Genomic DNA, 19597 nt, shown 5'->3' on the forward strand with positions numbered 1-19597 from the left:
GAAACTAAGCCGGTGACTCAAACAACAGTGCCCGTGATCTTTGACCTGGACGGCACTCTTGTCGATCCGGCCGGCGGAATAACCGACGGAATCGCAGCAGCCCTTGCCGCCGCAGGTCTGCCGGTTCCCGGCCAGGACGTCCTGCACTCGATGATCGGCCCGAAACTCAGCGACGCCCTCCAGAGTGTCTGCAAGGTTCCGGCCGAGATGCTTGACGAGGTCATCCGGACATACCGGCAGTATTACCTGGCCACGGGGATAGCCCAGAGCCGGCTATACCCCGGGATCAAGGAAGTGCTGGAGGCTTTTGCGGCGGAAGGCAGGCCAGTGGCCGTCGCCACGCAGAAGCCCGAGGGGCTGGCCCAGATCGTGTTGGGCCACCACGGCATCGCCGGCCTCTTCCAGTCCATCAGGGGCTCGTCGGACAACGAATCGTCAACGGATGGTCCGGTGGGGAAGGCTGACATCATCGCCGCGGCCCTGACTGACCTGTCCACCCAGCATGCCGTGATGGTGGGCGACCGCGCCCAGGATGTGGCCGGCGCCATCGCGAACGGGCTTGACTGCATCGGCGTGGGCTGGGGATTCGCGCCCGACGGCGAACTCGCGGAAGCCGGTGCCTTCACCGTGGTGGACACCGCCGCGGGCATGGTTGCCGCAATTGGGCGCCTCGAAGCCATCCACACTGCCGCCATGAGTGAGGTGCGCAACGATGGCGCTGTTTGAGGCGGTCCGCTGGACATTTCGCGGGCTCGTGGCGGGCACCTGCCGGCCCACCGTCGTCGGCCTTGAAAACGTCCCAAAAGAGGGGCCCTTTATTGTGGCCCCGAATCATCTCTCCTTCTTTGACAGTGTCATCGTCCAGGCGCTGATGCCGCGGCCGGTGGCCTTCTTCGCCAAAGCCGAGTACTTCACCACGGGTGGCGTGAAGGGAAAAGTCATGAAATCTTTCTTCGAGTCCGTGGGCTCCATCCCCGTGGAGCGCGGCGAGCAGGCAGCAAGCGTCCAGGCGCTCAAAACCCTCCTGGACATCCTGGAGGCCGGCAAGGGCATTGGCATCTACCCTGAAGGCACACGGTCGCGGGACGGTATTCTCTACCGCGGCCGCACCGGCGTGGGCTGGCTTGCCCTGGCAACCGGAGCTCCCGTGGTTCCGGTGGGCCTGATCGGCACCGAGAGCCTGCAGCCGGCCGGCGCGAAGGGCTTCAAGCCGCATCACTTCACCATGAAGGTGGGGGAGCCCCTGTATTTCGACAAGACCGGCCCGGATCATTCGCTGCCGGCCCGGCGTCAAGTGACGGACCGCATCATGGATGCAATCGCCGAACTCAGCGGCCAGGAACGCTCCACCAGCTACAACCAAAGTAAAAGCACGGATTAGTAGAATGAAGTAGTGGCAGATCCAGCAACTTACCGGCCCCAGACGGGTGAAATTCCCACCAACCCCGGGGTGTACCGGTTCCGCGATCCACACGGCCGGGTCATCTACGTCGGCAAGGCCAAAAGCCTTCGTTCGCGCCTGAATTCCTACTTCGCGAACCCGGCGGGCCTGCTGCCCAAAACCCACGCAATGGTCCACACGGCCAGCAGCGTCGAGTGGACAGTGGTGGGCAGCGAGCTGGAGTCGCTGCAGCTCGAATACACCTGGATCAAGGAATTCAAGCCCCGGTTCAACGTGGTCTTCCGCGACGACAAAACCTACCCGTACCTGGCCCTCACCATGAGCGAGAAGCTCCCCAGGGTCCAGGTTATGCGGGGGGACCGCCGCAAAGGCACCCGGTACTTCGGCCCCTATACGGCCGGCGCCATCAGGGAAACCATGGACACTTTGCTGCGGGTCTTTCCCGTCCGCAGCTGCAGCGCCGGCGTCCTCAAACGGGCCCAGGCAAGCGGCCGGCCTTGCCTGCTGGGGTATATCGATAAATGCTCCGCCCCCTGTGTTGGCCGGGTCACCCCGGACGAACACCGGGTCCTGGCGGAGGACTTCTGCGCGTTTATGGGCGGCGAGGCCAAACGCTTCATCACCAAGCTCGAAAAGCAGATGGCCGAGGCTGTTGGCACCCTCGACTACGAGCGTGCCGCGAGGCTCCGTGATGACATCACCGCGTTGCGGAAGGTCTTTGAGCGTAATGCGGTAGTGCTCGCCGACGATACCGACGCCGATGTCTTCGCGCTGCACGAGGACGAACTGGAAGCCGCCGTCCAGGTTTTCCACGTCCGGGGCGGCCGGATCCGTGGCCAGCGCGGCTGGGTGGTGGAAAAAGTGGAGGATGCCACCACCCCGGATCTCGTGGAACACCTGCTGCAGCAGGTCTACGGCGACGACGGCGACAGCCACGGCAGGCTGCCCCGCGAAGTCCTGGTGCCTGTCGAACCCAGCAACGCTGCTGAGCTGACGGTATGGCTCGGTGGCCTGCGGGGCGCCAAGGTTGATATCAGGGTGCCGCAGCGCGGCGACAAGGCTGCGCTGATGTCCACTGTCCGTGAAAACGCCGAGCACGCGCTCAAACTGCATAAGACCCGCCGCGCCGGGGATCTCACCGTGCGCTCCCAGGCACTGCAAGAGCTGCAGGAAGCCCTCGAGCTGCCCGTGGCGCTCCTGCGGATCGAATGCTACGACGTTTCCCACGTCCAGGGCACCAACGTCGTGGCGTCCATGGTGGTGGTCGAGGACGGGCTGCCCAAGAAGTCCGATTACCGGAAATTCTCGGTCACCGGGGCCGCCGCAGCGGATGATACTGCCGCTATGCACGACGTCCTGACGCGGCGCTTCCGGTATTACCTGCAGGATAAGTCGGCGCAAGTCGAGGCGTCCGCCCTGCCGGGGCACCAAGCCGCAGTGGAAGCGGCCGCCGATGCCGCCGTCCTGGACACCACTACTGCGGCGCCGCGGGCGAAGTTTGCGTACCCGCCCAACCTGGTGGTGGTCGACGGCGGCCAACCCCAGGTCAACGCGGCAGCCCGGGCGCTGGCAGATCTTGGCATCGATGATGTGTACGTGGTGGGCCTGGCCAAACGGCTTGAGGAAGTCTGGCTGCCGGACAGCGACTTCCCTGTGATCCTGCCCAGGACATCGCAGGGACTCTATCTGCTGCAGCGGATACGGGACGAAGCCCACCGCTTCGCCATCACCTTCCACCGGCAGAAGCGCGGCAAGGCCATGACCGTCTCGGCGCTGGACGGAGTTCCAGGCCTCGGTGAGTCCAAACGCAAGGCACTGCTCACCCACTTCGGGTCCGTCAAGGGTGTCAAAGCCGCCACCGCAACCGAGCTCACGTCGGCCAAGGGCATTGGCCCATCCCTCGCCAACGCTATCGTGGCCCACTTCAGCGGCGAAGACGCGGCCGGCGAGGCAGTTCCGGCCGTGAATATGGCCACCGGCGAAATCATTGAAACCTAGGTAGGGTAAGGAACGCAGGTTTCCGCCATTGCGGTTGCCTGCGTTCATCTGGACAGAAACGGGGCGGAACGAATGGCAGACTCTACGGCGGAATCCGGGACAGGGCAGGACGGCATGACGCCGGTCAAGCCCGTCGAAGCGGAACTGCTGGTGGTCACCGGTATGTCGGGGGCGGGACGCAGCACCGCCGCGGACGCGCTTGAGGACCACGGCTGGTATGTCGTGGAAAACCTGCCGCCCCAGATGCTGGGCACCCTGGCCGAGATCGTGTCCCATGCGCCGCAGTCCATTCCGCGGCTGGCCGTGGTGATGGATGTCCGCAGCAAAGGCCTCTTTGTCGACGTCCGTGCGGCTCTGGGTGCCCTCGCCGCGAGCGGTGTAACGTTCCGCGTACTTTTCCTGGACGCCAACGACGGCGTCTTGGTCCGCCGCTTCGAGCAGGGCCGCAGGCCCCACCCCCTCCAGGCAGGCGGCCGGATCCTCGACGGCATTGCCGCCGAACGGGAGGTGCTCAAGGAACTGCGCGACAGCTCCGACGTCGTACTCGATACCTCCACCTACAACGTCCATGCCCTGGCTACCGCCATCACGGAACTCTTCAGCGAGACCGGCCCGGTGGCGCTGCGGCTCAACGTCATGAGCTTCGGCTTCAAGTACGGCCTGCCGGTGGATTCAAACTACGTGGCGGACGTCCGGTTTATCCCGAATCCGCACTGGGTCCCGCAGCTGCGCCCGCACACGGGCCTGGACAAGGACGTCAGCGATTACGTCCTCGAAGCGGAAGGCGTGAAGAACTTCGTGGACCGCTATGTCCTGGCGCTTGAGCCCGTCCTGGACGGATACCGGCGTGAAAACAAGCACTACGCCACCATCGCGGTCGGCTGCACGGGTGGCAAGCACCGGTCCGTGGCGGTCGCCGTCGAGCTTTCGAAGAAACTGGCACAATACCCCCGCGTGACCGTGACCACCACCCACCGGGATCTGGGCCGCGAGTAATGGGGATGTTCACCGGGCCGCTGCCGTTGGTACCGATATCCAGCGGAACGGCGGCCGGCCAGCAGGACAAGGGCCCCAACGTTGTTGCGCTGGGCGGCGGGCATGGCCTGTCCGCTTCGCTCTCGGCGCTGCGGTTGCTCACCTCGGAGCTGACCGCCATTGTCACTGTGGCGGACGACGGCGGGTCTTCCGGTCGTCTGCGCGACGAGTACGGCGTCCTCCCGCCCGGAGACCTGCGGATGGCGCTCTCCGCCTTGTGCGATGACACGGACTGGGGCCGCACGTGGCGCGACGTGATGCAGCACCGGTTCCGGCCCGGCGAAGGCCGCGGCGGATCGCTGGATGAGCATGCAATGGGTAACCTGCTCATCGTCACCCTTTGGGAGCTTCTGGGCGACACTGTGGCCGGACTGAAGTGGGCCGGCGCCCTGCTTGGCGCCCGCGGGCAGGTGCTGCCCATGTCCACCGTGCCGCTGACCATCGAAGGCGACATCCGCGTCACTGCACCTGACGGCACGTCCGCGCTCCAGACAATCCGCGGGCAGGCGCGGTGCGCGGTTGCCGGCTCGCTGGAACAGGTCAGGCTCCTGCCCGAACAGGCGCCGGCCTGCATTGAAGCCCTGACGGCCATCGAGCTGGCCGATTGGGTCATCCTCGGGCCGGGGTCCTGGTACACGTCCGTGCTGCCGCACCTGTTGCTCCCCGAAATGCGGGCCGCACTGAGCGCCACGGCGGCAAAACGCTGCCTCACCATGAACCTGGCAACGGACACCAAAGAGACCACGGGCATGTCTGCGGCGGACCACCTGTACGCACTGCACCGGTACGCGCCGGACTTCAGTGTCGACGTCGTCCTCGCGGATCCCGCGTCGGTGCAGGACCGGCAGGAGTTCGAGAAAGCCGCCGGGATGATTGGAGCCGAGGTTGTCTTGGGTAAAGTGGGGGCGTCGGGCCGCCGACCCGTCCATGACCCCCTGCGTCTGGCAGCGGCGTACCACGACATTTTTGGGAACAGTTAGGAAGGTGCCATGGCACTGACATCATCGGTCAAGGAAGAACTGTCCCGTCTGGACATCAAGAAATCGTCTGTCCGCAAGGCAGAGGTTTCGGCTATGCTGCGGTTCGCCGGCGGCCTGCACATCATCTCGGGCCGGATCGTGATCGAAGCCGAGGTTGACCTCGCATCCACGGCCCGCAGGCTCCGGGCAGCCATCGCCGAGGTTTACGGGCACCAGAGCGAGATCATCGTTGTGTCCGGCGGGGGACTGCGCCGCGGCAGCCGGTACGTGGTGCGCGTGGTCCGCGACGGCGAGTCGCTGGCCCGGCAAACAGGACTCCTGGACGGCCGCGGCCGTCCGGTGCGGGGCCTCCCCTCAGCTGTGGTCAACGGCTCGGCCGCTGACGCCGAGGCCGTCTGGCGTGGTGCTTTCCTGGCCCACGGATCCCTCACCGAGCCGGGCCGTTCGTCATCGCTGGAGGTCACCTGCCCGGGCCCCGAGTCGGCTCTTGCCCTCGTTGGCGCAGCCCGCCGTCTCGGCATCCAGGCGAAAGCCCGCGAAGTCAGGGGAGTGGACCGGGTAGTGATCCGCGACGGCGACACCATTGCCGCCCTGCTCATCCGCATGGGAGCCCACGACGCCCTGATGGTCTGGGAAGAACGCAGGATGCGCAAGGAAGTCAGGGCCACGGCCAACCGGCTCGCCAACTTCGACGACGCCAACCTGCGGCGCTCCGCACAGGCAGCCGTGGCCGCCGGGGCCAGGGTTGACCGGGCACTTGAAATCCTGGGCGACGACGTCCCGGACCACCTCAAATACGCCGGCGAACTCCGCGTGGCCCACAAGCAGGCAAGCCTGGACGAGCTGGGACGCCTGGCCGATCCGGTGATGACCAAGGACGCCATCGCCGGCCGCATCCGCCGGCTTCTGGCCATGGCGGACAAGCGGGCCATCGATCTGGGGATCCCCGGCACTGATGCCAATGTGACGCCTGAGATGCTGGACGAGTAGCGGCGCCCCTAGAATCAGAGCGTTCACCCTGATCTTCCGGATGCCAGTCATCCGGATGCACAATCCGAGAGTTACAACCCGGACAGACCGTCCACGACATTGGAGGATTTTGTGACCGAGTACGTACTGCCAGAACTCAGCTACGACTACGCAGCGCTTGAGCCGCACATTTCGGCACGCATTATGGAGCTGCACCACAGCAAGCACCACGCCGCGTATGTTGCAGGCGCCAACAATGCCCTTGCCCAGCTGGCAGAGGCACGCGACAAGGGCGACTTCGCCAACATCAACCGCCTTTCCAAGGACCTCGCGTTCCACACCGGTGGCCACATCAACCACTCGGTGTTCTGGAACAACCTGTCCCCGGACGGCGGCGACAAGCCCGAGGGTGAGCTGGCAGCAGCCATCGACGACGCCTTTGGTTCCTTTGACGCCTTCCGTGCACAGTTCTCCGCGGCAGCCCTTGGTCTGCAGGGATCGGGCTGGGGCTTCCTGGCCTACGAGCCGATCGGTGGCAACCTGGTCATCGAACAGCTCTACGACCAGCAGGGCAACGTAGCACTCGGCACCACGCCGCTGCTGATGCTGGACATGTGGGAGCACGCCTTCTACCTGGACTACGTCAACGTCAAGGCTGACTACGTCAAGGCATTCTGGAACATCGTTAACTGGGCAGATGTCGCCAAGCGCTTCGATGCTGCACGCACCAACGCTACGGGCCTCATTACCCTGCCGTAGTGACCTGCAGTACATGTACATGTAACAAACTTCACATTTGGGCGTGATTTCGGCCGGAATGTGGATGGTCCGCCCCCGCACTTGCGGGGGCGGACCAACTTAAACGTAAGATGGATCACGGAAGGCGGTCTGCCTTCAGCAACGTGGCTGGTCGCCCTCCGATCTGTTAATCATCTCTGCCCAATGGCGTGCGGGATCTGTTAGTTGGCTTCAACGCCCGCTCAACTAGTTTGTGCTTAATCAAGCACCAAGGAGACTGAACAAGTGACGACCCGTATTGGTATCAACGGCTTCGGCCGCATCGGCCGCAACTACTTCCGCGCAGCCCTCGCCCAGGGCGCAGACCTGGAGATCGTTGCCGTCAACGACCTCACCAGCCCCGAGGCGCTGGCCCACCTGCTCAAGTACGACTCCGTCGGGGGCCGCCTCAAGGAAACCGTTGAAGTCAAGGACGGCAACATCGTCGTCGACGGAAACGTCATCAAGGTTCTCGCCGAACGCGATCCCGCCAACCTGCCCTGGGGCGAGCTGGGCGTAGACATCGTCATCGAGTCCACGGGCTTCTTCACCAAGGCCGCTGCCGCTCAGAAGCACATCGATGCAGGCGCCAAGAAAGTCCTGATCTCCGCACCGGCCTCCGACGAGGACATCACCATCGTGATGGGTGTCAACGACGGCCTGTACGACAACGCAGCGCACAACATCATTTCCAACGCGTCCTGCACCACCAACTGCCTGGGCCCGCTGGCCAAGGTCCTCAACGACACCTTCGGCATCGAGCGTGGCCTGATGACCACCATCCACGCCTACACGGCTGACCAGAACCTGCAGGACGGCCCGCACAACGATCTGCGCCGCGCCCGCGCCGCTGCCATCAACATGGTCCCCACCTCCACGGGTGCGGCCAAGGCGATCGGCCTGGTCCTGCCGGAGCTCAAGGGCAAGCTGGACGGCTACGCCATCCGCGTGCCCGTCCCCACCGGCTCGGCCACTGACCTCACGGTCACCGTCTCGCGCGAGACCACTGTAGAGGAAGTCAACGCAGCACTGAAGAAGGCTTCGGAATCCGAAGAGTTCCAGGGCATCCTCACCTACACCGACGCTCCGATCGTTTCCTCGGACATCGTGGGGGACCCTTCGTCGTCGATCTTCGACTCGGGCCTGACCAAGGTCATCGGCAACCAGGTCAAGGTTGTTTCCTGGTATGACAACGAATGGGGCTACTCCAACCGCCTCGTGGACCTCACGGAGCTCGTCGCAGCCAAGCTGGGCTAGGGTTAGACACATGACATTCCACACCCTCAACGAACTGATCGCTGAAGGTGTCCGCGGGCGGTACATTCTTGTCAGAAGTGACCTGAATGTGCCGCTCGACGGCTCTACAGTGACTGACGACGGCCGGATCAAGGCCTCTCTGCCAGTACTGGGAAAGCTCACGGACGCCGGTGCCCGCGTGCTGGTAACAGCCCACCTCGGACGCCCCAAGGGGGCTCCGGAGGAAAAATACTCCCTCCAGCCTGCCGTAACGCGGCTCGCCGAACTCGCCGCCTTCAAGGTCTCGCTTGCGCAGGACACTGTAGGCAGCTCCGCGAAGGAACTCGCTGCCTCGCTTCAGGACGGCGAAGTCGTCGTCCTGGAGAACGTGCGTTTCGACGCCCGGGAGACCAGCAAGGACGATGCCGAACGCGGCGCCTTCGCGGACGAACTGGTGGCCCTGACAGGGGACAACGGTGCCTACGTTGACGACGCCTTTGGCGCCGTACACCGCAAGCACGCCAGTGTCTTCGACGTCGCCACCCGGCTCCCGTCGTACCAGGGCGATCTCGTACACACCGAGGTAGAGGTCCTGCGGAAGCTGACGGCTGACACGCAGCGGCCCTACGTGGTGGTTCTCGGAGGCTCCAAGGTCTCCGACAAGCTCGCGGTCATCGACAACCTCATCGGCAAAGCCGACACCATCCTGGTGGGCGGCGGCATGCTCTTCACGTTCCTGGCGGCAGAGGGCCACAGCGTGGCCGGAAGCCTCCTGGAAGAAGACCAGATCCCGGTCGTCCAGGACTACCTGAAACGGGCTGCCGGAGCCGGCACGGAATTCATCGTGCCCACCGACGTCATCGTGGCCAGTAAGTTCGCGGCCGACGCAGATCACGAGACCGTCCCCGCGGACGGCATCGAAGGCAGCAGCTACGGCGCCCAGGGCATCGGCCTGGACATCGGACCGGACTCGGCAGCCGCTTTTGCGGACCGGATCCAAGGCGCCAAAACGGTGTTCTGGAACGGGCCCATGGGAGTCTTCGAGTTCGAAGCATTCTCGGGCGGAACCCGCGCCGTGGCCAAGGCCCTCACTGAAGCCGACGCGTTCACCGTGGTGGGCGGCGGGGACTCCGCTGCCGCCGTGCGGACGCTGGGCTTCGCTGACGACCAGTTCGGGCACATTTCCACCGGCGGCGGCGCCAGCCTGGAGTATCTCGAAGGCAAGGAACTCCCGGGACTCAGCGTCCTGGACCGTTAGGAACCTGGACTGCAAGTCCTCCGGCCGGCAGGGTGCCCGCGGGCACCCTGCCGGCCGCACACATATCAAGTACTTTTGGAGAACACGTGACTACGTCAACGAACGGCGCTTTTGACCGCACGCCTCTCATTGCAGGCAACTGGAAGATGAACATGGACCACGTCCAGGGCATCACCCTCCTGCAGAAGCTGGCCTGGACCCTGTCTGACGCCAAGCACGACTACAGCCGGGTTGAGGTTGCAGTCTTCCCGCCATTCACCGACCTCCGCGGCGTGCAGACCCTCGTCCAGGGCGATGAACTGGACATTGCCTACGGTGGCCAGGACCTCTCCCAGTTCGACTCGGGCGCCTACACCGGCGACACCTCGGGCCAGTTCCTGAACAAGCTGGGCTGCCGCTACGTCCTGGTGGGGCACAGCGAACGCCGCACCATCCACCAAGAATCCGACGACGTCCTCAACGCCAAGGTCAAGGCAGCGTTCAAGCACACTGTCACTCCGGTCCTTTGCATTGGCGAGGGCCTGGAAATCCGTCAGGCAGGCACCCATGTCGAGCACACGCTGACACAGCTCCGGGCTAACGTCGCCGGACTAGCGGCCGAGCAGGCGGCAGAGCTTGTGGTGGCCTACGAGCCCGTCTGGGCCATCGGCACCGGTGAAGTGGCCGGGCCGGAGGACGCCCAGGAAATGTGCGCTGCCATTCGCGCGGAACTGGCCACCCTCTTCGGCGACGATGTTGCGGCGAAGATCCGGCTGCTCTACGGCGGCTCGGTCAAGGCCAACAATGTTGCCGCGATCCTGAAGGAACGCGACGTCGACGGCGTGTTGGTCGGAGGGGCCAGCCTCGATCCCGCAGAGTTTGCTAATATTGTCAGGTTCGAGAGTCACCTGGTGACGGACTAGTACGCCACGCAGTTCCAGGCTCCCGCAATTCCAATCTTCTGAAAGGCCGTCGTGGACGTTCTTCATGTCATTCTGCAGATTCTCCTGGGCATCACCAGCCTTCTGCTGACCCTGCTTATCCTCCTCCACAAGGGACGGGGTGGCGGGCTGTCGGACATGTTCGGCGGCGGTATGAGTTCCGGCCTCAGCTCCTCCGGCGTCGCCGAACGAAACCTGAACAGGTTCACTGTGATTCTGGGCGTCACCTGGGGCGTCGTGATCATTGCCCTCGGCCTGATTATGCGCTTCAGCGGCGCAGGGGACTCATAGCCCCCTGCAATTGATCGTCGCCCGGCACTGCCGCGATGAAGATCTCCGAACTAAACTGTGGCTGTTGGCTTCCAACAGCCACAGTTTTTGTTTAAGCAGCCAGGAGACCCGATGGTACATAGTGCGTCAGCGTTCCGTGGCACCCGGGTGGGTGTGACAGAGGGGGCCGGTCCCAAGAACCAATCAGAAGCTGCCCCGAGCGAAAGGGTTCCCCGTATGCGGGTTTCCTTTTGGTGCGCCAAGGGGCATGAGACCCGGCTTGTCTTCCTGCGGTTACCGGACGAACAGATTCCCTCAGTGTGGGACTGCCGGCGTTGCGGGGCGCCGGCATCTCGGGATGGCAAGGACGCCATCCCGCCCGACTCGCTGGACGAAGGCTTCAAGAGCCATCTTGAATACGTTAAAGAACGGCGCTCCGACCAGGACGCCGAAGCTGTCCTGGCCGGAGCGCTGGAAAAACTACGCGCCGGTGGCGTCCTTCCGGACGAGCTGCTGCGGGACACGTGACGCCGCGTTTTCATCGATAAGCCACAGGGTGCGGGAGGTACCGCGCGGGCCTGCCGCCGGAACCTGCACCGGGTTGGCGCCCGCCAGGGCCAGACCAACCGCGCCGGCCTTGTCCTCACCGGCAACCACCATCCAGACCTCGGCCGCAGTGTTGATGGCGGGAAGCGTGAGTGAGATTCGCTGCGGCGGCGGCTTGGGCGAATTCCGGACGCCTACTACCGTCAGTTCCTTCTCCCGGATTCCGCCCTGTTCGGGGAAAAGCGAGGCCACATGTGCGTCTGGGCCTACGCCCAGCAGCACAACATCCAGCCGCGGCAGTACCCCCGGCTGGTCCGGACGGTCGTCGGACATGTCAGCAGCGTGTTCGGCCTGGGCTGCTTCCCGGAGCCTGCGAGCGTAGTCTTCGGCGGCTTCCTCGGGCGTGTCGAAGTCATCCGAGGAGGCCGGCTGATTGATCCTTGCAGGATCGACCGGAATGCCCGACAGGAGTGCATCAAACGCCTGCCTGGTGTTCCGGTCGGGATCATCCGCAGCAACAAAGCGCTCGTCACCCCACCAAAAATTCACCCTGGACCAGTCGACGGCGGGCGCCGCCGGAGAATCCGCAACCGCCTTCAGTGTTCCGATGCCTACTGTGCCGCCGGTCAGCACCACCGTGGCCTCACCGTGCTTGTCCTGCACATCCACCAGCTTGGTGATCAGGCGGGCCGCGATGGCGGCCATCAGGACGGAGGAATCAGGATGGATGCTAACTCTTGGCTCAACGCTCACTGGGTCGGACGCTCCTTAGATTGGTACGTGGCAGTCCAATAGTAATCACTTCGCCGAAGACTTCGTCGGGGTCGAGGCGGCGGAGCTCTTCGGCGAGGCAGTCTTTGAGGCTGCGCCGTGGCAGGGAGATGCGTTGGGCGGGCTGTCCGGGCTGGGTGAGTTCCGCGACGGAGAGTCCGGGCCGGAAGAGCTGCACGTCGCCGCTGTGGCGGGTGAGCCGGACGCGGCGGATGCCGGTGCCTGCGGGGTCCGCGACGATGGTCACGGGCGCGTCCAGGGCCAGGGTCAGCCAGGCCGCGAGCAGGATCGTGGAGGGTGAGTCGGAGGCACCTTCCACGGCCACGGCGGTCACGGGGGAGGAGTCCACCTGGTCCAGGACTGCCGCGAGCTGGATCCGCCAGTTCGTCAGCCGGGTCCAGGCGAGGTCGGTGTCCCCGGCCTTGTAGGTGGCCCGGATGTTCTCCAGTGCCGCCTGCGGGTCGGTTTCGTTGGCGGAGTCGGTGATCCGGCGGTGCGCGATCCGGCCCACGGAGGTTTCGCAGGCGTTCTCCGGTGCCCCGTGCGGCCACCAGGCCACGATCGGGGCGTCCGGGAGCAGCAGGGCCGCGACCAGGGATTCGCTTTCGTGCGCGAGTTCGCCGTAGCCGCGCAGCACGATGACCTCCGACGCGCCGGCGTCACCGCCCACCCGGATCTGCGCGTCCAGCCGGTTCGGAGCCTTGGCCCCGGCGTCGGCGAGGACGATGATCCGGCAGGGGTGCTCGCGGCTGGCCTCGTTCGCGGCCTCGATCGCTTCTTCCTCGAGCCCGGACCGGGTCACGACCACCAGGGTCAGGACCCGGCCCAAAGCGATCACCCCGCCCTGCTCACGCAGGGACATGATCTTCTTGGAGATCTTCGAGGTAGTGGTGTCCGGTAAATCTACAATCATGGCCTTCTCCAGGTTCGTCCGTCACGGGCCAGCAGCTCATCGGCCGAGGCAGGGCCCCAGGACCCCGGGGCGTAAGGCTCCGGCTGCTCAGCCAAACCGGCCCAGTAATCTTCAAAGGGGTCCAGGATCTTCCACGACAGCTCCACCTCGGCGTGCCGCGGGAACAGCGGCGGCTCGCCCAGAAGCACATCAAGGATCAGCCGCTCATACGCTTCCGGGCTGGACTCGGTGAAGGAGTGCCCGTAGCCGAAGTCCATCGTCACGTCCCTCACTTCCATCTGCGTACCCGGGACCTTGGACCCGAACCGGATCGTCGCGCCCTCATCAGGCTGGACCCGGATCACCACAGCGTTCTGACCGAAGTCATCCTCGCCATGGTCACGGAAGAGCAGGTTCGGTGCCCGCTTGAACACCACCGCAATCTCGGTCACCCGACGGCCCAACCGCTTCCCGGCCCGCAGGTAGAACGGCACACCGGCCCACCGGCGGGTATGGATATCCACCCGGATCGCCGCGAACGTCTCGGTCTTCGAATCCGCCGGAATGCCCTCTTCCTCCAGGTAGCCCTGGACCTGCTCCCCGCCCTGCCAGCCACCGGCGAACTGCCCACGCGCCGAATGCGTCGACAAATCCTCCGGGAGCTTGACCGCGGCCAGGACCTTTTCCTTCTCCGCACGCAGGTCATCGGCGTTAAAGGAAATGGGCTCCTCCATCGCCGTCAAAGCCAGCAGCTGCAACAGGTGGTTCTGGATCACGTCACGGGCAGCGCCCACACCGTCGTAATACCCGGCCCGGCCGCCCGTGCCGATGTCCTCGGCCATAGTGATCTGGACGTGGTCCACGTAGTTCGCGTTCCACAACGGTTCGAACAACTGGTTCGCGAACCGCAACGCCAGGATGTTCTGGACCGTTTCCTTACCCAGGTAATGGTCGATCCGGAACACAGCGTCCGGCGGGAACACCGACTCCACAATGTCGTTCAACTGCCGGGCCGACTCCAGGTCATGCCCGAACGGCTTCTCGATCACCACCCGCCGCCACTTATCCCCGTCAGCCTGCGCCAGTCCGTGCTTGGACAGCTGGCGGCAGACCTGCTCAAACGCCTTCGGCGGGATCGAGAGGTAGAACGCGTGATTACCCCGCGTTCCGCGGACCTCATCGAGCTCAGCGATCGTGTCACCGAGCCGCTCGAAGGCGTCATCGTCGTCGAACTCGCCCTGCACGAAGCGGATACCCTCAGCGAGCTGGTTCCACACCGCCTCATCAAAAGGCGTACGCGCAGACGCTTTCACCGAAGCCTTCACCTCGGCCGCGAACTCCGCATCCGACCACGGTCGGCGGCCGAAGCCCACCAACGCGAAGCTGGGCGGCAACAACCCCCGGTTCGCCAGGTCATACACGGCCGGCATGAGCTTCTTACGGGCAAGATCCCCGGTCACTCCAAAGAGGACCAACGAGGACGGACCGGCAATACGGTTCAGGCGGCGGTCGCGCGGATCCCGCAGCGGATTACGCCCTGGCCGTCCCGAGCGCGTCGCGGAATTCCCGCCGTTTTCAGTTTCTGGCATGGTTGCTGTTGAGCCTTAGTTTTCGGTGACGGAAGCTGACCGGGCGGCAACTGCTGCAATGATCTCCTGCAGCTGTGCAACGCCGGCGGCGCGGTCGGTCAGGTGCAGTCGCAGGACGGGACGGCCATGGCCGGCCAGGACCTGGGCGTCGCCCGCGGCCTGGGCGGAAATCAATTCCCCGAACGTGAACGGACGGTCCGGGATGGCCAGGTCTTCGGCAGGAGCGGCCGTGACCTGGAGAAAAACTCCTATGGCGGGTCCGCCCTTGTGGAACTGCCCGGTGGAGTGCAGGAACCGCGGGCCCCAGCCGAACGTGACGGGACGGCCACTGACGCCGGCAAGCGGGTCGCGGATGCCTTCGAGCTCCGCGAAAGCCAGCCGGTCAAAGTAGGCCTGGACACTGAGGTAGCTGTCCTCGGCGAGGGTTCCCAGCAATGCATTGACGGCATCCTGTGCAGTCGCTGCGTCGCCCAGCCAGTCTCCGCCGCGGACTTCAATGACGCCGTCTACGAAGGCGGCCGGAGTCGGTTCGGGCTGGGCGTCCAGCAGGCCGCGGGCGGCGATCTTGGCAGCCTCCACGTCCGGCTGGTCATACGGGTTGATGCCGAGCAGACGTCCGGCCACCGCGGTGGCGAACTCCCACACCATCATCTGGGTGGCCAGGCCACCCGCAATGGCTACTTCGTTCTCACCGAGTTCGACGTCGGCATCCGCGGCCACCAGCCGCACCACCAGGACGTCGGCGGCGCCGGACGTGGCCTCCGGCGACGCAGGTCCGGCCACTACCGGCAGCACGCCGGTGCCGAGCTTCCCGGTGGATTCGGCGATGAGCTGCTCGGCCCAGTCGGCGAAGCCCACGAAGCCGGAACCATCCTCGGCGATGACAATCTTGTTGCGCAGCGGGTTGGTGCCGCCCAGCGCCGTTCCGAGGGCCAGCCCGATGTTCTCGGCGGCGTCCTCGTTCAGGATCTCGGCAGCTTCCTCAGCCTCATCCAGGAAAGCCTGGATGTCCACACCGGCCAGGCCCGAGGGGACCAGCCCGAATGCGGTGAGGGCTGAATAGCGGCCACCCACGTTTGGATCGGCGTTGAAGACAGCGCGGTAGCCGGCCTCACGTGAGGCCTTGTCCAGCGGGGAACCGGGATCGGTGACGATAATGATCCGGCTCTTCGCATCGATGCCGGCTTCGGTGAAGGCGTGCTCGAAGATCCGGCGCTGGGAGTCGGTCTCCAGGGTTGAACCGGACTTGGACGAAACCACAATCGCGGTTTCGGCAAGCCGGTCTGCGAGGGCGGCGCGGACCTGGTCGGGGTCGGTGCTGTCCAGCACAGTCAGCTCGACGCCAGCGGTGCCGGCGATGACCTCGGGAGCCAGCGATGACCCGCCCATGCCGCAAAGCACGATGCGGGTCACGCCGTCAGCCTTGAGGGCATCACGGAGCTCGAGGATGCCGGCCACGAGGGCCTGTGAGACGGTGGCCGCCTCAACCCAACCGAGGCGGACAGCGGACTCGGCTTCGGCGTCGGGACCCCACAGGGTGTGGTCCTTGGCGAAGATCCGGGTGGCAATGCGGTCCGCCACGAGGGCGGGCAGGTGCTGCTCGAGTGCCTGCTGCGCGGCACCGGTGGCGTCGTAGCTGAGAGTGCTCATAGTGGGTTAAGAAGCCTTCCGTGCGGCGACAAGGGCACCTTCGACGTCGCCCAGGAGTTCCTTCCAGCTGGCCACGAACTTGTCCAGGCCTTCGGATTCGAGGAGTGCGACAACCTCGTTGTAGGAGATGCCCAGCGCGTCCAAAGCGTCAAGGGTGGCGTTGGCCTCGGTGTAGGTGCCGGAGACAGTGTCACCGGTGACCACGCCGTGGTCGAACGTGGCGTCCAGGGTCTTCTCCGGCATGGTGTTCACGACGCCGGGGGCGGCCAGCTCGGTGACGTACAGGGTGTCGGGGTAAGCCGGGTCCTTGACGCCGGTGGAAGCCCACAGCGGACGCTGGGGGAGCGCGCCCGCTTCGGCCAGCAGTGCCCAGCGTTCGGTGGCGAAGAGCTCCTCGTAGACCTGGTAGGCCAGGCGTGCGTTGGCCACGCCTGCCTTGCCTTTGAGGGCCTTGGCTTCGTCGGTGCCGATGGCGTCGAGGCGCTTGTCGATTTCGGAGTCAACGCGGGAAACGAAGAACGACGCGACCGAGTGGATCTTGGACAGGTCGTGGCCGTTGTCCTTGGCCTGCTCCAGGCCGGACTGGAAAGCGTTGATGACGGCCCGGTAGCGCTCGAGCGAGAAGATCAGGGTCACGTTGACGCTGATGCCCTCGGCCAGCGTAGCGGTGATCGCTTCGAGGCCTTCAAGGGTTGCGGGGATCTTGATGTGGACGTTGTCCTTGTTGACCTTCTTGTACAGGTGCTTGGCTTCGGCGATGGTGCCGGCGGTGTCCCAGGCCAGGCGCGGGTCAACTTCGATGGACACGCGGCCGTCGACACCGTTGGTGGCGGCGGCAACCGGCGCGAAGAGGTCGCAGGCATCGGCGACGTCGGTGGTGGTGATTTCGAAGATGGTCTCTTCGACGCTGGCGCCGGCTGCTGCCTGGGCCGCGATGGTGGCGTCGTAGTCCGTGCCGGCCGTGATGGCGGCGTGGAAGATGGACGGGTTGGTGGTCACACCAACAACGTTCTTCTCCTCGATCAGCTTCCGCAGTGTGCCTGTTTCAAGGCGGCTGCGGGAAAGGTCATCGAGCCAGATGGATACTCCGGCGTCGGAAAGCTGCTGCGTAGGGGTAGTCATAGTGATATCTCCTAAAATCTGTTTCAGGCCTGCAGGCCAGCGAGGGAGTCCTTGGCAGCGGCGGCGACAGCCTCCGCGGTGATGCCGAACTCCTGGAAAAGGCGCTTGTAGTCAGCGGAAGCGCCATAGTGCTCGAGCGAGATGGAACGGCCGGCGTCGCCGACGAATTCCCTCCAGCCCAGGGCCAGTCCGGCCTCGACGGAGACGCGGGCCTTGACGGCAGCGGGGAGCACGGACTCGCGGTAAGCGGCGTCCTGCTTGTTGAACCACTCAACGCAGGGCATGGAGACAACGCGGGCAGCGATGCCTTCAGCCTGGAGGGCTTCGCGGGCCTGGACGGCCAGCTGCACCTCGGAGCCGGTGCCGATCAGGATGACATCGGCGGGCACGGTGGCGCCGTCCTTGGATGCCTCGGCCAGGACGTAGCCGCCCTTGGCCACACCGGAAACGGAACCAAACGTGTCGCCGTCGGCTTCGCTTTCACCACGGGCGTAGGTGGGGATGTTCTGGCGGGTCAGCACAATGCCGGCCGGGTTCTCGTGGTTCTCCAGCATGGTCTTCCAAGCCACCGCGACCTCGTTGGCGTCGCCGGGGCGGACCACGTCCAGGCCCACGATGGCGCGCAGGGTGGCGAGCTGTTCCACCGGCTGGTGGGTGGGGCCGTCCTCGCCGAGCCCGATGGAGTCGTGCGTCCACACATACAGGGACGGAACACCCATCAGGGCGCCGAGGCGGATGGCGGGCCGCTGGTAGTCGCTGAAGATCAGGAACGTGCCGGAGAACGCGCGGGTCCGGCCGTGCAGGGCGATGCCGTTCACGATCGATGCCGCGGCGTGCTCACGGATACCGAAGTGTAGGACCCGGCCGTAGGGGTTGCCGGACCAGGTATCGGTCTGCTTGGAAGCAGGCACAAACGACGGCGAGCCTTCGATCGTGGTGTTGTTGGACTCCGCGAGGTCGGCCGAACCGCCCCAAAGTTCCGGCATGACCGGACCGATAGCGTTCAGGACCTTGCCGGAAGCCGCGCGGGTGGAGACGTCCTTTCCGGCCGGGAAGACCGGGAGGGCGGCGTCCAGGCCGTCGGGCAGTTCGCGGGCCTCGATGCGCTGCAGGAGCGTGGCGCCTTCGGGGTTGGCGGCCTGCCAGGCGTTGAAGGACTCTTCCCATTCCTTCTTGGCGGCGGCTCCACGGTCAACCACCGAGCGGGCGTGGGCCAGGACATCCTGGTCAACGTCGAAGGACTTGGCGGGATCGAAGCCCAGGACCTCCTTGAGGCCTGCGACCTCTTCGGCACCCAGTGCGGAACCGTGGATCTTGCCCGTGTTCTGCTTCTTGGGCGCCGGGTAGCCGATGATGGTTCGCAACGAGATGATGGAGGGCTTGGACGTCTCGGCCTTCGCGGCGAGCAGGGCCGAGTACAGCTCCTGCACGTCCTCCTTGTATTCGCCGGTCTTGGTCCAGTCGACGCGCTGGGTGTGCCAGCCGTACGCCTCGTAGCGCTTGAGGACATCCTCGGTGAAGGAGATGTCGGTGTCGTCCTCGATGGAGATGTGGTTCTCATCATAGACAACTACAAGGTTGCCCAGTTCCTGGTGCCCGGCCAGCGAGGAAGCCTCGGACGTGACGCCTTCCTGGAGGTCGCCGTCGGAGGCAATGACCCAAATGGTGTGGTCGAACGGGGACGTGCCCACGGCGGCGTCGGCGTCGAACAGGCCGCGCATCCGGCGCTGTGAGTAGGCGAACCCTACCGAGGAGGCCAGGCCCTGGCCCAGCGGTCCCGTGGTGATTTCGACACCGGCCGTGTGCTTGTATTCAGGGTGGCCCGGTGTCAGGGAATCCCAGGTGCGCAGCGCCTCAAGATCCTTCAGTTCCAGGCCGTAGCCGGACAGGAACAACTGGATGTACAAGGTCAGCGACGTGTGGCCGGGGGACAGGATGAACCGGTCGCGTCCCAGCCAGTCCGGGTTACGGGGGTCGTGGCGCATGAGCTTCTGGAAGAGAAGGTATGCGGCGGGCGCCAGGCTCATGGCCGTGCCCGGGTGGCCGTTACCGACCTTCTCCACGGCATCTGCAGCCAGTACGCGGATGGTGTCCACCGCGCGCTGGTCCAAGCTGGTCCATGACAGTTCTTGCTCTTCCAAATGTGGCACGAAAACCGGGCCCCTCTCTGTGCTGATGGTGG

At 65.1% G+C, this 19597-nt stretch carries 18 protein-coding genes; 12 read left to right on the forward strand and 6 right to left on the reverse strand.

All coding sequences use genetic code 11. The annotated features are described in order from the left end of the window. Positions 1 to 12 precede the first annotated feature (12 nt). The 12 genes from ACZY1F_RS08320 (at position 13) to ACZY1F_RS08375 (ending at position 11373) form a co-directional block, all read left to right on the forward strand. The gene (locus tag ACZY1F_RS08320; RefSeq protein ID WP_463941287.1) at positions 13 to 726 is read left to right on the forward strand and encodes an HAD hydrolase-like protein; all 714 of its coding nucleotides are present in this window, start codon (positions 13 to 15) and stop codon (positions 724 to 726) included. Continuing rightward, complete coding sequence (locus ACZY1F_RS08325; protein WP_463941288.1) at positions 713 to 1381, forward strand: lysophospholipid acyltransferase family protein; 669 nt, start codon at positions 713 to 715, stop codon at positions 1379 to 1381. Before ACZY1F_RS08320 ends, ACZY1F_RS08325 begins: the two co-directional genes overlap by 14 nt. Positions 1382 to 1393: 12 nt before the next feature. Further along, positions 1394 to 3400 (forward strand): excinuclease ABC subunit UvrC, encoded by a 2007-nt coding sequence (gene uvrC / locus ACZY1F_RS08330; protein ID WP_463941289.1) that lies wholly within the window; start codon positions 1394 to 1396, stop codon positions 3398 to 3400. A 72-nt stretch (positions 3401 to 3472) separates the two neighbouring features. Further along, complete coding sequence (gene rapZ / locus ACZY1F_RS08335; RefSeq protein ID WP_463941290.1) at positions 3473 to 4396, forward strand: RNase adapter RapZ; 924 nt, start codon at positions 3473 to 3475, stop codon at positions 4394 to 4396. Further along, positions 4396 to 5415 (forward strand): gluconeogenesis factor YvcK family protein, encoded by a 1020-nt coding sequence (locus ACZY1F_RS08340; protein ID WP_463941291.1) that lies wholly within the window; start codon positions 4396 to 4398, stop codon positions 5413 to 5415. Before rapZ ends, ACZY1F_RS08340 begins: the two co-directional genes overlap by 1 nt. 9 nt (positions 5416 to 5424) lie before the next feature. After that, on the forward strand, positions 5425 to 6405 hold the full coding sequence (whiA, locus tag ACZY1F_RS08345; RefSeq protein ID WP_056339766.1) for a DNA-binding protein WhiA: 981 nt from the start codon (positions 5425 to 5427) through the stop codon (positions 6403 to 6405). A 111-nt stretch (positions 6406 to 6516) separates the two neighbouring features. Beyond that, a complete protein-coding gene (locus tag ACZY1F_RS08350; protein WP_056339769.1) occupies positions 6517 to 7143 on the forward strand; it encodes a superoxide dismutase in 627 nt (208 codons plus the stop codon). Positions 7144 to 7407: 264 nt separating this feature from the next. Beyond that, complete coding sequence (gene gap / locus ACZY1F_RS08355; protein WP_185263579.1) at positions 7408 to 8418, forward strand: type I glyceraldehyde-3-phosphate dehydrogenase; 1011 nt, start codon at positions 7408 to 7410, stop codon at positions 8416 to 8418. 10 nt (positions 8419 to 8428) lie between these two features. Beyond that, positions 8429 to 9655, forward strand: coding sequence for a phosphoglycerate kinase (locus ACZY1F_RS08360; RefSeq protein ID WP_463941292.1), 1227 nt, complete (start codon positions 8429 to 8431; stop codon positions 9653 to 9655). Between the two features lie 86 nt (positions 9656 to 9741). Continuing rightward, positions 9742 to 10557 carry a triose-phosphate isomerase gene (gene tpiA / locus ACZY1F_RS08365; RefSeq protein WP_463941293.1) on the forward strand — a complete coding sequence of 272 codons (816 nt, stop codon included), beginning with the start codon at positions 9742 to 9744 and terminating at the stop codon, positions 10555 to 10557. Positions 10558 to 10608: 51 nt separating this feature from the next. Beyond that, a complete protein-coding gene (secG, locus tag ACZY1F_RS08370) occupies positions 10609 to 10866 on the forward strand; it encodes a preprotein translocase subunit SecG (RefSeq protein WP_160670806.1) in 258 nt (85 codons plus the stop codon). A gap of 111 nt (positions 10867 to 10977) precedes the next feature. After that, positions 10978 to 11373 carry an RNA polymerase-binding protein RbpA gene (locus tag ACZY1F_RS08375; RefSeq protein WP_463941294.1) on the forward strand — a complete coding sequence of 132 codons (396 nt, stop codon included), beginning with the start codon at positions 10978 to 10980 and terminating at the stop codon, positions 11371 to 11373. On the opposite strand, the gene pgl is transcribed toward ACZY1F_RS08375, so the two are convergent. From pgl to tkt, 6 genes are read right to left on the reverse strand one after another with little or no spacing between them, the layout of a single operon-like run. Beyond that, entirely contained in the window at positions 11326 to 12096 is a 771-nt protein-coding gene (gene pgl, locus ACZY1F_RS08380) for a 6-phosphogluconolactonase (RefSeq protein ID WP_463941562.1), read from the reverse strand. The two genes, ACZY1F_RS08375 and pgl, sit on opposite strands and share 48 nt — an antisense overlap. A gap of 37 nt (positions 12097 to 12133) precedes the next feature. Further along, the gene (locus ACZY1F_RS08385; protein ID WP_463914224.1) at positions 12134 to 13075 is read right to left on the reverse strand and encodes a glucose-6-phosphate dehydrogenase assembly protein OpcA; all 942 of its coding nucleotides are present in this window, start codon (positions 13073 to 13075) and stop codon (positions 12134 to 12136) included. Then, a complete protein-coding gene (zwf, locus tag ACZY1F_RS08390) occupies positions 13072 to 14643 on the reverse strand; it encodes a glucose-6-phosphate dehydrogenase (RefSeq protein WP_463941295.1) in 1572 nt (523 codons plus the stop codon). The genes ACZY1F_RS08385 and zwf overlap by 4 nt, the downstream gene beginning before the upstream one ends. Positions 14644 to 14658: 15 nt before the next feature. Then, positions 14659 to 16293: a phosphoglucose isomerase-related protein gene (locus ACZY1F_RS08395; protein ID WP_463941296.1), complete on the reverse strand. Its 1635-nt coding sequence runs from the start codon at positions 16291 to 16293 to the stop codon at positions 14659 to 14661. Between the two features lie 6 nt (positions 16294 to 16299). Then, on the reverse strand, positions 16300 to 17415 hold the full coding sequence (gene tal, locus ACZY1F_RS08400; protein ID WP_463941297.1) for a transaldolase: 1116 nt from the start codon (positions 17413 to 17415) through the stop codon (positions 16300 to 16302). 23 nt (positions 17416 to 17438) lie between these two features. Beyond that, the gene (tkt, locus tag ACZY1F_RS08405) at positions 17439 to 19556 is read right to left on the reverse strand and encodes a transketolase (protein WP_463941563.1); all 2118 of its coding nucleotides are present in this window, start codon (positions 19554 to 19556) and stop codon (positions 17439 to 17441) included. Between the last annotated feature and the right edge of the window lie 41 nt (positions 19557 to 19597).

The organism is Pseudarthrobacter xylosi (assembly GCF_055412765.1).

Excerpts from the sequence above, each read along its gene's own strand:
- ACZY1F_RS08325 (WP_463941288.1), top strand. The coding sequence starts at position 713 with ATGGCGCTGTTTGAGGCGGTCCGCTGGACATTTCGCGGGCTCGTGGCG.
- rapZ (WP_463941290.1), top strand. The coding sequence starts at position 3,473 with ATGGCAGACTCTACGGCGGAATCCGGGACAGGGCAGGACGGCATGACG.
- ACZY1F_RS08340 (WP_463941291.1), top strand. The coding sequence starts at position 4,396 with ATGGGGATGTTCACCGGGCCGCTGCCGTTGGTACCGATATCCAGCGGA.
- whiA (WP_056339766.1), top strand. The coding sequence starts at position 5,425 with ATGGCACTGACATCATCGGTCAAGGAAGAACTGTCCCGTCTGGACATC.
- ACZY1F_RS08360 (WP_463941292.1), top strand. The coding sequence starts at position 8,429 with ATGACATTCCACACCCTCAACGAACTGATCGCTGAAGGTGTCCGCGGG.
- ACZY1F_RS08375 (WP_463941294.1), top strand. The coding sequence starts at position 10,978 with ATGGTACATAGTGCGTCAGCGTTCCGTGGCACCCGGGTGGGTGTGACA.
- pgl (WP_463941562.1), bottom strand. The coding sequence starts at position 12,096 with ATGGCCGCCATCGCGGCCCGCCTGATCACCAAGCTGGTGGATGTGCAG.
- ACZY1F_RS08385 (WP_463914224.1), bottom strand. The coding sequence starts at position 13,075 with ATGATTGTAGATTTACCGGACACCACTACCTCGAAGATCTCCAAGAAG.
- zwf (WP_463941295.1), bottom strand. The coding sequence starts at position 14,643 with ATGCCAGAAACTGAAAACGGCGGGAATTCCGCGACGCGCTCGGGACGG.
- ACZY1F_RS08395 (WP_463941296.1), bottom strand. The coding sequence starts at position 16,293 with ATGAGCACTCTCAGCTACGACGCCACCGGTGCCGCGCAGCAGGCACTC.
- tal (WP_463941297.1), bottom strand. The coding sequence starts at position 17,415 with ATGACTACCCCTACGCAGCAGCTTTCCGACGCCGGAGTATCCATCTGG.